General features: G+C 70.6%; 9 protein-coding genes. 5 read left to right on the plus strand and 4 right to left on the minus strand.

The window, feature by feature from the left end; all coding sequences use genetic code 11:
• Positions 1 to 3 precede the first annotated feature (3 nt).
• Positions 4 to 1443, plus strand: coding sequence for an ATP-binding protein (locus tag DI272_RS21710; RefSeq protein WP_109496972.1), 1440 nt, complete (start codon positions 4 to 6; stop codon positions 1441 to 1443).
• 18 nt (positions 1444 to 1461) lie between these two features.
• Positions 1462 to 2925, plus strand: a complete 1464-nt coding sequence (locus tag DI272_RS21715; RefSeq protein WP_109500968.1) for a type IV secretory system conjugative DNA transfer family protein — start codon at positions 1462 to 1464, stop codon at positions 2923 to 2925.
• Between the two features lie 9 nt (positions 2926 to 2934).
• Here the strand turns inward: DI272_RS21715 and DI272_RS21720 are convergent, their stop codons facing one another.
• Together DI272_RS21720 and DI272_RS21730 are read right to left on the minus strand one after the other, a co-directional pair.
• Entirely contained in the window at positions 2935 to 3489 is a 555-nt protein-coding gene (locus DI272_RS21720; protein ID WP_109496973.1) for a GNAT family N-acetyltransferase, read from the minus strand.
• Between the two features lie 562 nt (positions 3490 to 4051).
• Positions 4052 to 4600, minus strand: a complete 549-nt coding sequence (locus DI272_RS21730; RefSeq protein ID WP_109496974.1) for a MarR family winged helix-turn-helix transcriptional regulator — start codon at positions 4598 to 4600, stop codon at positions 4052 to 4054.
• A gap of 119 nt (positions 4601 to 4719) precedes the next feature.
• On the opposite strand from DI272_RS21730, the gene DI272_RS21735 reads away from it, so the two are divergent.
• Entirely contained in the window at positions 4720 to 5988 is a 1269-nt protein-coding gene (locus tag DI272_RS21735) for an MFS transporter (RefSeq protein WP_109496975.1), read from the plus strand.
• A 102-nt stretch (positions 5989 to 6090) separates the two neighbouring features.
• Here the strand turns inward: DI272_RS21735 and DI272_RS21740 are convergent, their stop codons facing one another.
• On the minus strand, positions 6091 to 7728 hold the full coding sequence (locus tag DI272_RS21740) for a SpoIIE family protein phosphatase (protein ID WP_109496976.1): 1638 nt from the start codon (positions 7726 to 7728) through the stop codon (positions 6091 to 6093).
• 172 nt (positions 7729 to 7900) lie between these two features.
• Positions 7901 to 9280, minus strand: a complete 1380-nt coding sequence (locus DI272_RS21745; protein WP_109496977.1) for an NAD(P)/FAD-dependent oxidoreductase — start codon at positions 9278 to 9280, stop codon at positions 7901 to 7903.
• A gap of 379 nt (positions 9281 to 9659) precedes the next feature.
• Between DI272_RS21745 and DI272_RS21750 the strand changes: the two genes are divergently transcribed.
• Both DI272_RS21750 and DI272_RS21755 read left to right on the plus strand, forming a co-directional pair.
• Positions 9660 to 10436 carry a TetR/AcrR family transcriptional regulator gene (locus tag DI272_RS21750; RefSeq protein WP_109496978.1) on the plus strand — a complete coding sequence of 259 codons (777 nt, stop codon included), beginning with the start codon at positions 9660 to 9662 and terminating at the stop codon, positions 10434 to 10436.
• Positions 10437 to 10740: 304 nt separating this feature from the next.
• The gene (locus tag DI272_RS21755; protein ID WP_109496979.1) at positions 10741 to 12672 is read left to right on the plus strand and encodes a sigma-70 family RNA polymerase sigma factor; all 1932 of its coding nucleotides are present in this window, start codon (positions 10741 to 10743) and stop codon (positions 12670 to 12672) included.
• The last annotated feature ends 82 nt before the right edge of the window (positions 12673 to 12754 follow it).

A 12754-nucleotide genomic window follows, 5' to 3' on the forward strand; every position in this document is an offset into this window, starting at 1 on the left:
CTGATGCGGGACCCGCTGTCCGTCCTCACCGACGCCTTCACGTCCTTCCTCTTCGGGAAGGTCGAGACGACCCGCCTGCCCGTCCGCACCTCCACAGGCCAGGCCCAGGCGGTCTACCTGCCCACGGCGGCACCGGGGCTCGGCGACTCGGGCGTCATCATCGGCCGCGAGGTCTACTCCGGCAAGGGCTACATCTACGACCCCTTCCAGCTCTACGGCCAGCAGCTCCCCGCGCCGCACTGGCTGGTGCTCGGCGAGTCCGGCAACGGCAAGTCGGCGCTGGAGAAGACGTACGTCCTACGGCAGTTGCGCTTCCGCGACCGGCAGGTCGTCGTCCTGGACGCCCAGGGCGAGGACGGCGTCGGCGAATGGAACCTCATCGCGCAGGAGCTGGGAATAACTCCCATCCGCCTGGACCCGATGGCCGCCCTGGACATGGGAATCCGCCTCAACCCCCTCGACCCCGCGATCACGACCACGGGCCAGCTCGCGCTGCTCCGCACGATCATCGAGGTCGCGATGGGCCACGGCCTCGACGAACGCTCCGGCTTCGCCCTCAAGGTCGCGCACGCCTACGTCAACGAGACGATCGTCGAACGCCAGCCGGTGCTGACCGACATCGTCGAGCAGCTACGGCACCCCGAGCCGGAGTCCGCCGAGGCGATGAACGTCGACATAGACGATGTACGGGCGTGGGGCCTGGACGTCGCCCTGGTCCTGGACCGGCTCGTCGACGGCGACCTGCGCGGCATGTTCGACGGCCCAACCACGGTCGGCATCGACCTGGACGCCCCGCTCATCGTCTTCGACCTGTCCCACATCGACCGCAACTCCATCGCCATGCCCATCCTCATGGCGATCGTCGGCGTCTGGCTGGAGCACACCTGGATCCGCCCCGACCGGAAGAAGCGCATCTTCCTGGTCGAGGAGGCCTGGCACATCATCAACAGCCCCTTCGTGGCCCAGCTCTTCCAGCGCCTGCTGAAGTTCGGCCGACGGCTGGGCCTGTCGTTCGTGGCGGTGGTGCACCACCTGTCCGACGTCGTCGACGGAGCGGCGGCGAAGGAGGCCGCGGCGATCCTGAAGATGGCGTCGACGAGGACGATCTACGCCCAGAAGGCGGACGAGGCACGCTCCACCGGACGCGTACTCGGCCTCCCCCGCTGGGCGGTGGAGATCATCCCGTCCCTGACCCCGGGTATCGCCGTCTGGGACGTCAACGGCAACGTCCAGGTGGTCAAACACCTGATCACCGAGACAGAACGCCCGCTCGTCTTCACCGACCGCGCGATGACCGAGTCCTCCGCCGACCGCGACCTGACGGACGACGCCCTGCGCGCGGCCGAACTCGAGGCGGAGGAGCGGGCGGCAGCGTTCGTGGAACAGCACATGGAGCACCAGCACCTGGAGCACATGGGCGACTCCGAGTCGACGGTGGCCTAGGCAGGGAGGCGGGCAGTGGTGAGACCTGACGACCGCCGTCGGCAGGAAGGCCAGGGTCAGGGAGGCATCCCGGACGGGCTGCTGGTGGGCATACTCGCCTTCCTCATCGGCATGACCCTGCTGGTCTGGTCGGCCACCGGCCTGGCCGGCTGGTTCGCCCACGGCGCCTGGCCCGACGGCGTCACCTTCACCCGCACCCCGCCGGCCATGCGCCAACTCATCGGCCAGCCCCACGACATGCCGGGCGCCTGGCCGGACACCCCGGCAGGCCAGCTCTCCGGCTACGGCCTCTTCTGGGGCCTGTTCATCGGCCAGCTGATGGTGCTGGTCGTGCTCACGGTCTTCGTGCTGGGGACGGTGGCCCGCTGGAAGGCGGTACGACGGGCCCGGAAGGCGGCGCCCCCGGTGACGCCGCGGGTCGCGGTCGCGGCCGTGGAAGAACAGCCGCCGGTGGCTCCGCAGCCCGTCGTCGAGAGGGTCACGCACCACGAGGTGCCCACACCCAGGGCGGAACCGGTACCGGCACCCCTCCCCGCGCCGATGGCCGTCCCCCAGCGGGTGGAGAAGGTGCTGGTTGCTCCCAGGGAGACCCGCCACACCACGGCGACCCAGGCCGTACGCGACGCCGAGGGTCCCACCCTCGTCGTCACCTCCAACCCCGCCATCTGGTCGGACACCAAGGACGCCCGCGCCAAACTGGGCCCGGTCCACCTCTACGACCCCACCCACCTCTGCGACACCCCGGCCCGCCTCCACTGGTCCCCCACGGCAGGCTGCGAGGACCGGCAGACGGCCAAGGCCAGGGCGGCAGCGCTCCTCACCCCGGTCCGCCCGACCGCCCGGCTCGACCAGGCCGTCAGCGACACCGCGGAAACGCTCCTGCGCAGCTATCTGCATGCCGCCGCCATAGACGGCCGCACCATCCGTCACGTCCACCGCTGGTCCCAGGGCACCCAGATCCAGGACGCGGTACGCATCCTCCGTACGAACCCCAAGGCGGCCCCAGGCGCGGCAGGCGAGCTCGAAGCCACGCTCACCGCCCACCCGGAACGCCGGGACATCGCCCAGGAGCTGACCGGCCGAGCCCTCTCCGCGCTCTTCACGGTCAACATCCGTGAAGCCTGCACTCCAAACCGAACTGATGCCCTCGCCTTGGATTCCTTCGTCGGCGAAGGGGGCACGCTTTATGTAGTGGGGGAGTCCATCGAGGACCCCAGGACCAATCCCGGCGCGATGCCGCTCCTGACGGCCCTCGTCTCCAGCGTGGTCGAGCGTGGCCGGCACATGGCCGAACGGTCATCCTCCGGTCGCCTCGACCCACCACTGACGCTCGTCCTGGACGACATCGCCGCCGTGGCTCCGCTTCCCCAGCTCCCGGAGCTGCTGGCCACCGGAGCGGACCGGGGCCTGCCGACCCTGGCGCTGCTCCGGTCCCGGGAACAGGCACGGTCCCGCTGGCCGCACGACGAGCTGCCGGTCTGAGCCCGAAGGTCAGGCCGGCTTCCCCAGCACGAACTCCAGCTCCTTCTCCTCCTCGCGCCCCTCCAGCGGCACGACCTTCCCGCTCGGCACGAACCCCGCCTTGCGGTAGAAACCCTGGGCCCGCGGGTTGTCCTCGTGCACGATGAGCCGCACGGCTTCCACACCCCGCCCCCAGGCCCATTCCAGGGCGGCATCGAAGAGCGCCTTGGTCACCGGGCCACCACGCCACTCGGGCAGCACGAACACTCCGACGACATGCCCCTGCCGCCGCTCGACAGGGAAGCCGGCCCAGTCGGTGGTTCCGGCTTCCTCGATCAGCATGACGACGGACCCGACCCAGGTCCCGTCAGCGGCCTCGGCGACGAACTGGAGCGCCCCACCGGCACCGGACACATCCGACGAGCCGGCAGCCCGCTCCTGCCAGAAGGAGTCGGGACGGGCCGAGGCCGCCTCATGGGTGTCCAGAAAGGCCACGGGAGCGGCCGGGTCCTTGAGTGAGCGGAGCCGCAGTGCTTTCACCGCGGGCCACTCATCGGCACGTATAGGGCGGACCTCGAAGTTCATGTTGCTCATGCCGAATACGGTAACCGAACGCAGAAAACCCCCGGACCGGTATCCCCGGCCGGGGGTTTTCTCAAATTTTGTTCGGCGGCGTCCTACTCTCCCACAGGGTCCCCCCTGCAGTACCATCCGGTCTTGCGTTTCCGACTCTATCAGATCGTTTTCCGATCCGATTTCCTCGGTGCTTTCCAGGTTCTCGCTTCCGCGTTTCCCTTTCCGGCGGTTCCGACTCTATCAGATCCTTTCGGGCCTGACTCCCAGTCAGAGGGGCTTGTCTTCCCGACCGTTGGGCCGTTCCGACGTCTCAAACCTTAGCGGATCCTCCCGGCAGTTCCTAATCGAGCTGCCGGACCCAAATCGAATTGAATTCGGGCACGCCGAATTCATCCCGGCTGGGAGATCGTGCTGATGGTTTGTGGTGCCGCTGATGCGGCGGAGGTGTTGTCGGAGAACCGTTACGGCTCCGCGGCAACCCGAAGAACTTTACGGACCGGCAGGGTGAGTGTCAAGCACCCCCTGTCAAGATCTTTTCGGGTGACGGGTCGCTGATCGGTCGGGGGTCGCATCAGTCCAGGTCAGTGAGGCGTCCGCCCGCGTCCGGCTGGGCGTGCTCCACCCTGCGCAGGAGGCGGGTGAGGACATCGCCGAGGGCCGTCCGCTCCTCGGGCGACAGGTCCTGAAGGAGGTCCTCCTCGAAGACCGTGGCCAGGCGCATGGCCTCCAGCCACTTCTCGCGGCCCTCCACGGTCAACTCGACGATCACCCGCACCCGGTTGGACTCGTCCCGCTCCCTGGTGACCAGCCCCTCGGTGACCATCCGGTCGATGCGGTGGGTCATGGCGGCCGGCGTCAGGCCGAGTCGCTTGGCGAGCTCGCTCGGGCCCATGCGGTACGGGGCGCCGGAGAGGACGAGGGCCTTGAGGACCTCCCACTCGGCGTTGCTGATGCCGAGTGCGGACGTCTGGCGGCTGTACGCGACGTTCATACGGCGGTTCAGGCGGGAGAGCGCCGAGACGATCTTCTCGACCTGGGGATCGAGGTCCTGGAACTCGCGCTGGTAGGCGGCGATCTGCTCGTCGAGCGTGGGCTCGGGGATGCCAGGGGTCTCGGCCATGACGGCAGTATCCCACGTCACTTTGCCTCTAAGTCCTTCACTCTGTACTCTTTAGCTTCGAACTTTAGCTTTGAAGTCTTCACTCCTAACTAGTGAGAGAGGTGAACGTGACCAGGGCCATGGGCGCAGCGATGCGCCGGATTCACGTGGGCAACGCACTCAGCGCGTTCGGGCTCGGCTTCACGGTCCCCTACCTGTACGTCTATGTGGCGCAGGTGCGGGGACTGGGGGCCATGACGGCGGGGCTCGTCCTCGCTGTCTTCGCCGTGGCCGCGCTGATCGTGCTGCCGTTCGCCGGCCGGGCGATCGTGCGGCGGGGCCCTCTTCCGGTGCTGCTCGCCGCTCTGGTCACGGCCGCGCTCGGGGCGCTGAGCCTGGGGCTGGCGAACAACGCGACCACCGTGCTGCTGTCGGCAGCAGCGCTGGGTGCCGGACAGGCGGTCATGCAGCCGGCTCTCGCCACGATGATCGTGGACTGCTCCACGTCGGAGACCCGGTCCCGGGCCTTCGCGATGCAGTTCTTCCTGCAGAACCTCGGGCTCGGCGTCGGTGGTCTCATCGGCGGCCACCTGGTGGACACCTCGAACGTCTCCTCCTTCACGCTTCTCTTCGCGATCGAGGCGGCGATGTTCCTGCTGCTGGTCGTGGTGATGGCGACCGTGCGGATGCCGCGCGCGCCGCGGGTGGAGGGGGCGCCGTCCGCTGCCGCCAAGGGCAGTTGGAAGCAGCTGCTGGGGAACCGGGCGATGGTGCAGCTGTGTGTGCTGGGCTTCGTGCTCTTCTTCGCCTGCTACGGCCAGTTCGAGTCGGGCCTGAGCGCGTACGGCGTCGAGGCCGCCGGGATCTCCACCTCCGCGCTGGGGACGGCGCTGGCCGCCAACACCGCGATGATCGTCGTGGCGCAGTTCGCCGTGCTGAGGTTCGTCGAGCGCCGCAGGCGGTCCCGGGTGATCGCCGCGGTCGGGATCATCTGGTCCGTGGCATGGGTCGCGGCGGGGTACGCCGGGCTCGGCCACGGCAGCCAGGCCATGGCGACGGCCGCGTTCGTGTCGACGTACGCCCTCTTCGGTCTGGGGGAGGCGATGCTGTCGCCGACGGTGGCTCCGCTGGTGGCCGATCTCGCGCCGACCGGCATGGCCGGGCAGTACAACTCGGCCTTCGCCCTGGTGAAGCAGCTCGCCCTGGCGGTGGGGCCGGCGATCGGCGGCCCGATGGGCGCGTCACTGCACGCGCCGTACATCGTGACGTTCCTGCTGTTCTCGGTGGGCATCACCTATCTGGCGCTGCGGCTGGGCCGTCAGCTCACCGATGTGCAGGACCACCCGTGGCGGGCGAGGAGCCGTGTGGTGGCCACGGGCGGCACACAGCAGGAATCTGTCGCTGCGTAACCGGAGCGACCTCAGGGGCGCGGGGCTGTGTCGCTGTGCGGCTTCGCCGTGTGGGCGCGACAAGCCCCCGCTCACCCGCAGCCGCCACTCACCTCCGCGTCCCTACCCCTTGGGCAGCACAAACTCGCACCAGACCGCCTTCCCGCCCCCAGGCGTCCTCCGCGACCCCCAGTTCGAAGCGATGGTCGCCACGATCGCGATCCCCCGCCCCGACTCGTCACCGGGTTCGGCCCGCCGACGCCGAGGCAGATGGTCGTCCCCGTCCGTCACCTCGATGATCAGACGCCGATCGGTCCTGCGCAGGCGCAGCCGCATCGGTGGCGTCCCGTGCTGCAACGAGTTCGCCACCAGCTCGCTCGCCGCCAGCACCCCCAGGTCGTGCAGTTCCGAGGGGAAGCGCCAGCTGGTCAGCACGCCGGAGGCGAACGCACGCGCGCGTGGGGCCGCCTCGACGCCGCCGAGGAGTTCCAGGGCGGCGTTGCGGAAGAGGTCGCTGTCGGGGCCCGTACGGGACGGGTGCTGGAGGACGAGGACGGCCACGTCGTCGTCGTGGTCGGCGGTGACGCCGGCCGAGCGGACCAGGCGGTCGCAGACGACCTGGGGGGTGCCGGTGGCGCCGGACAGGGCCCGCTCCAGGGACGCGATGCCCTCGTCGAGGTCCTCGTCCCGGCGCTCCACCAGGCCGTCCGTGTAGAGGACGGCCGTGGAGCCGGGGCCGAGCGGGATCGAGCCCGAGGCGTGCATCCAGCCGCCGGTGCCGAGCGGTGGTCCCGTCGGCTCGTCGGCGCGCTGCACCGCGCCGCTCTCGTCGCGGACGAGGATCGGGAGGTGGCCGGCGCTGGCGTACACCAGCTTGCCCTCGTTGGGGTCGTGGATGGCGTACACGCAGGTGGCGATCTGGTTGGCGTCGATCTCGGTGGCCAGGCCGTCGAGGAGCTGGAGGACCTCGTGCGGGGGGAGGTCGAGGCGGGCGTACGCCCTGACCGCCGTACGGAGTTGGCCCATGACCGCTGCCGCACGCACACCTCTGCCCATGACGTCGCCGATCACCAGGGCTGTGCGGCCGCCGCCGAGGGTGATGACGTCGTACCAGTCGCCGCCGACCGCGGCCTCGGTGCCGCCGGGCTGGTAGGTGGCGGCGATACGGAGGTCGTCGGGTTCCTCCAGGACCTGGGGGAGCAGGGAGCGCTGGAGGGTGACGGCCGTCTCGCGCTGGCGGCGTTCGCTGGCTCTGAGGCGTTCGGCCGCCTCGGCGTGGTCGGTGACGTCCGTGGCGAAGACGAGGACGCCGCCGTCGCCTTCCGACACCGGGGTGCAGGTGAACGTGTAGGAGCGGCCGTCGGGGGCCTTGCGGGACTTGACCGTGCGGGGCTTGCCGCTGCGCAGGACCTGGTCGAGGAGCGGGAGGAGGCCGGTCTCGTGGAGTTCGGGGAGGGCTTCGCTCGCGGGGGTGCCGGGGGATCGGGGGCCGAAGGCCGTCACATAGGCGTCGTTGACGTAGGCGAGGCGGTGGTCGGGGCCGTGGACGAGGGCGACCAGGGCCGGGACGCGGTCGAGGACCTCGCGGACGGGGAGTTCGTCGACGGCGGGGACGGGGGGTGCGTCGTCGGTGAGTTGTTCGGCGCGGGCCGCGGGTACGGCGCCCTCCCCGAGTCGGTCCGGGGTGAGCTCGTGGTCGGTCCGCGCGGCTGCGCGGCGCTGCGTTCCGGGGAGCCGGGCGCTCCAGCGCGTGAAGTTCACGAATCCTTGCCTCGTGTCGTCGTCTTCGGCCGGCTCCGGACCCGGCCTGGGTCCTCGCGGGTTCGGTGGGCGGGCGTCCACCCGTCCTGGGTCGGGGATCAGTGTGGCAGTGTGACCGACCGGACCGACATCCGTCAGACGCCTGCCCCGCCGGTGGAGTTCCTCGGTCCGGTCAGGACGACCCCTTCGGGTCGTTCGTGGGGTCGTGAGGAGGCTTTCCACCGGCCGCGAGTTCGAACTCCGCTCGGGGATGTTCGAGCGATCCCAGCGAGACGATCTCCCGTTTGAAGAGCCCGGACAGGGTCCATTCGGCCAGCACGCGCGCCTTGCGGTTGAAGGTGGGGACCCTGCTGAGGTGGTAGACGCGGTGCATGAACCAGGCAGGGTAGCCCTTCAGCTTGCGCCCGTAGACGTGGGCGACGCCTTTGTGGAGGCCGAGGGACGCCACTGAGCCGACGTACCTGTGGGAGTACGTCTCCAGCTCCTCGCCTCTCAGCGCGTGCGCGATGTTGTCGCCGAGGAGCTTGGCCTGGCGTACCGCGTGCTGGGCGTTGGGGGCCGTCTCCTTGCCGGGTTCTTCGGCCGTCACGTCGGGGACGGCCGCCGCGTCTCCGGCCGCCCACGCGTGCGTGGTGCCCTCGATCGTGAGCTGGGCGGTGCATTTCAGCCGACCGCGGTCGGTGAGCGGGAGGTCGCTGGCGGCGAGGATCGGGTGGGGTTTGACGCCAGCGGTCCACACGACCGTACGGGTCGGGAAGCGGGCGCCGTCGCTGAGGACGGCGATCCGGTCGGCGCAGGATTCGAGGCGGGTCTCCAGGCGTACGTCGATGTTGCGGCGGCGCAGTTCGGTGACGGTGTAGCGGCCCATCTCCGCGCCGACCTCGGGGAGGATGCGGTCGGCGGCCTCCACGAGGATCCATTTCATGTCCTCGGGCCGGACGTTGTGGTAGTACCGCGCGGTGTAGCGGGCCATGTCCTCCAGTTCGCCGAGCGCCTCCACGCCCGCGTAGCCGCCGCCGACGAAGACAAAGGTGAGGGCGGCGTCGCGGACCGCCGGGTCGCGGGTGGAGGAGGCGATGTCCATCTGCTCGATGACGTGGTTGCGCAGTCCGATGGCCTCCTCGACGGTCTTGAAACCGATGGCGTGCTCGGCGAGGCCGGGGATGGGCAGGGTGCGCGCGATCGATCCGGGGGCGAGGACGAGTTCGTCGTACGTCAGCTGCTGTGCGCCGGTCCCCTCCTCCTCGGTGGCGAGGGTGGTCAGGGTGGCGGTGCGTTTGGCGTGGTCGATGGTGGTCGCCTCGCCGATGATCACGGTGCATTGGTCCAGGACGCGGCGCAGGGGGACGACGACATGACGGGGGGAGATGGAACCGGCTGCCGCCTCCGGGAGGAAGGGCTGATACGTCATGTACGGGTCGGGGGTGACGACCGTGATCTCGACGTCGCCGCGCCTCAGTTCGTGTTTCAGCTTCCGCTGAAGACGCAGGGCCGTGTACATCCCGACGTAGCCGCCGCCGACAACGAGAATGCGCGCGCGTTCCTTCACCACCCCATGACGCACCCGGCGCTTGAGTTTGTCCACAGCCTCGACAATTTGTGTGACCGGCGCGCCGGTGCGCCCGGGGTTGGCCGAATCGGCGGCGTACGGGGAAGGTGTGCAGGTCAGCGGGTGTGCGCCGGGGGGCTTCCAGGGGTGCAATCGGGACGTATGCGACCCGTACTCCTTTCGGGGGGCGCTCTGTGCGGAACCTGCCCCTTCTGAATTGACTCCCTCTCAACTATGTTCGTGTGTCGACGGGGTGTAGGGGGATGCGCTCATCGGGTCCGCGACGGGCGGTCCGTGAACCGGGTTCGTTCCCTGTGTCGCCCCGGCCTTTCAGTGGCGGGGAGAGTCTCCGGGGGGAGACGTCATTACCGGGGGATCGTTTATGCATGTTCAGGGCTCTCATTGGTCTACCGCGTCCGCCATCGCACCCGGTGGCGGAGCGATGAGCGCGGCGGCGGGCAACGGGCGCGGGGACGCGTCGCGCTCGACGCCGCTGCGCGTGGACGCACAGCGCAATCTGGAGCACGTACTGCGCGCGGCGCGCGAGGTCTTCGGCGAGCTGGGGTACGGCGCGCCGATGGAGGACGTGGCGCGGCGCGCGCGGGTCGGCGTCGGCACCGTGTACCGGCGCTTCCCGAGCAAGGACGTCCTGGTGCGTCGGATAGCCGAGGAGGAGACCTCCCGGCTGACCGACCAGGCGCGTGCGGCGCTCGGGCAGGAGGACGAGCCGTGGTCGGCGCTGTCGCGTTTCCTGCGGACGTCGGTGGCCTCGGGCGCGGGGCGGCTGCTGCCGCCGCAGGTGCTGCGTGTCGGGGTCCCCGACGAGCGCGCCGGGCACACCGACGGGGCCGTCTTCGACGAGGCCCGGGTGCCGCAGCAGCGGACGCAGCCGGGGCCGGGTTCGGCCGAGTTGCGGCTGGTGCCGGAGGAGTCGGTGTCCGCCGACGACGCGGGGGCGGCGGCGTTGCTCGACGTGGTGGGCCAGCTCGTGGACCGCGCGCGGGCGGCGGGTGAGCTGCGGCCGGACGTGTCGGTGTCCGACGTGCTGCTGGTGATCGCGACGGCGGCGCCTTCGCTGCCGGACGCGGCGCAGCAGGCGGCGGCCTCGGCGCGACTGCTGGACATCCTGCTGGAGGGCCTGCGGTCGCGGCCGTCCTGACCGGGTCACGGGCCCGGTGGTCGTGAACGCCGGGTGAGCGGTGACTCGAAGAGGTGACGACGGGGTGTGGGCGGTACGCCGCTCACACCCCGGGCACATTCCGGCCTTGTCGGATAAGCCCCTCAACTCCCGTACAGACAAAGTCGGTTGAGCCTTCCCCGAATGGGTGACGGCTAGTACTGCCTTGCCGCAAGTCCCCACGGACGAGTGGATGCCCCGTACTGCCGGGGCCCGCCCAAAAGCCGGTATGGCACTCTGACCCGGTGTTCGGGACCGGTAGAGCAGGCGGCGGGGGCTTTCCGCGATGAGCGTTGACGGGCGCGACGAGTCACTCGGTGACGGCGAGCCGGACGACCTCGCGTCGCCCCAGGTGCCGAGCCAGGGAGGCCGGGCAGGCCGCCCGCACAGCGGCGGCGACCCGGTCGAGGGCAGCGTCCCCACGCAGCGGGACCGGCGCGAGGACAGCGTGCTGCCGCCGCCCCGGGAGCTGCCGCCCTCCGACGCCGACCTGATCGGCCGGATGCGCTCCGGCGACGACACCGCCTACGAGGAGCTGTACCGGCGCCACGCGGAGGCCGTGCGCCGGTACGCCCGCACCTGCTGCCGGGACGCCCACACCGCCGACGACCTCACCGCCGAGGTCTTCGCCCGCATGCTCCAGGCGGTACGCGGCGGCTCGGGCCCCGAGCACGCCGTACGCGCCTATCTTCTGACCACGGTCCGCCGGGTCGCCGCGAACTGGACGAAGTCCGCGAAGCGCGAGCAGCTGGTCGACGACTTCGCGCTGTTCGCCGCCCAGTCCACGCGCGTGAGCGAGGCTTCCGACGACACCGGATCCTTCAGCTCCTTCGGAGCGGGCCTGGACCTGGGTGCCGATGTCCGCGCCATGCACGAGGCCGAGCAGTCCATGGCCATGCAGGCCTTCCGGTCGCTGCCCGAGCGCTGGCAGGCCGTGCTGTGGCACACCGAGGTCGAGGACGAGTCGCCGAGCGAGGTCGCCACCCTCTTCGGACTCGACGCCAACGGCACGCGCGTGCTGGCCTCCCGGGCCCGCGAGGGCCTCAAGCAGGCCTACCTCCAGGCGCACGTCAGCGCCACCCTCGCCGACGACGAGGAATGCGCCCGCTACGCCGACCAGCTCGGCACCTACGCCCGCGGCCGGCTGCGCACCCGGGCCGAACGCGGCCTGCGCAAGCATCTGGAGGAGTGCGCCAAGTGCCGCCTCGCGGCCGCCCAGATCTCGGAGGTCGCCAGCAGCATCCCCGCCGTCGTGCCGGTCGCGGTCATCGGCTGGTTCGGTGCCGCCGGGTACGCCAAGGTGGCCGCGCTCATCGCCGGTGGCACCGGAGCCGGCGCGGCCGGTGTCGCGGGCGCGGCCGCGGCGGCGAGCGGCGGCTCCTCGGGCGGGGCGGGCGCAGCCGGTGGCGCGGCGGCCTCCGAGGGGCTGGGCGCGCCGGCCAAGGTCGGTATCGCGGCCAGTGTGCTGGTCGCGGCGGGCGTGGTGACGGCGCTCGCGCTGGCCGGCAGCGACCAGCCGGTCGACAACAAGCCCGAGGCCAAGCCGCCCGCCTCCACGCCGGTGGCAGAGCCCGCGGAGAACAGTCCCAAGCCGCCGAAGAAGCAGCCCGCGCCCGTGCCGCCGGTCATCGCCCCGACCCCGACACCCACCCCGACCCCCACGCCCACCCCGAAGCCGAAGCCGTCCCCGACTCCGACCCCGACACCCACCCCGAAGCCGAAGCCGAAGCCGACCCCCAAGCCGACACCCACCCCCACTCCGACCCCGCCGCCGCCTCCCGCGCCGGCCGTCTACCAGTGGAGCGAGCTGGCGTACAACGTCAACGGTGACGGCACCGGGCCCGAGATGCGGATCGCCGAGAGCAGCTGGGTGTGGCAGCGGTCCGGCGTCTCGATCGCGAACAAGAGCTACGCGCACGGCGTGACCGTGCACGGCCGTTCCTCCGTGACCATCGACCTCAACCGCGAGTGCACCTCCTACGACGCCTTCGTCGGCGTCGACGACATGACGCTCGGGCTCGGCAAGATGTACTTCTCCGTCTACGCCGACGGGGTCCGGCTGTGGAAGTCCGGCATGATCGAGGGCGGGGACGCGGCGGTACCGGTCCATGTGAACCTCACCGGTCGCACGACCGTACGGCTGGTCGTCGAGCCGCACAGCCCCTACGACGACCTGATGCTCGCGGACTGGGCCGAGTCGAAGTTCAGGTGCGCGTAGGCCCACGCCGTTTTCAGGGCCCGGGATTTCAGGGCCCGGGATTTCAGGGCCCGGGATTTCAGGGCCCGATTTTCACGGCCCG

The sequence above is a fragment of the Streptomyces sp. Act143 genome (assembly GCF_003143935.1).
In the GTDB taxonomy this organism is placed as follows: domain Bacteria; phylum Actinomycetota; class Actinomycetes; order Streptomycetales; family Streptomycetaceae; genus Streptomyces.

Bases quoted from the DNA above. Each gene is read 5' to 3' on its own strand.
- DI272_RS21730 (WP_109496974.1), bottom strand. From the start codon at position 4,600: ATGGCCGAGACCCCTGGCATCCCCGAGCCCACGCTCGACGAGCAGATC.
- DI272_RS21710 (WP_109496972.1), top strand. From the start codon at position 4: ATGCGGGACCCGCTGTCCGTCCTCACCGACGCCTTCACGTCCTTCCTC.
- DI272_RS21755 (WP_109496979.1), top strand. From the start codon at position 10,741: ATGAGCGTTGACGGGCGCGACGAGTCACTCGGTGACGGCGAGCCGGAC.
- DI272_RS21720 (WP_109496973.1), bottom strand. From the start codon at position 3,489: ATGAACTTCGAGGTCCGCCCTATACGTGCCGATGAGTGGCCCGCGGTG.
- DI272_RS21735 (WP_109496975.1), top strand. From the start codon at position 4,720: ATGGGCGCAGCGATGCGCCGGATTCACGTGGGCAACGCACTCAGCGCG.
- DI272_RS21750 (WP_109496978.1), top strand. From the start codon at position 9,660: ATGCATGTTCAGGGCTCTCATTGGTCTACCGCGTCCGCCATCGCACCC.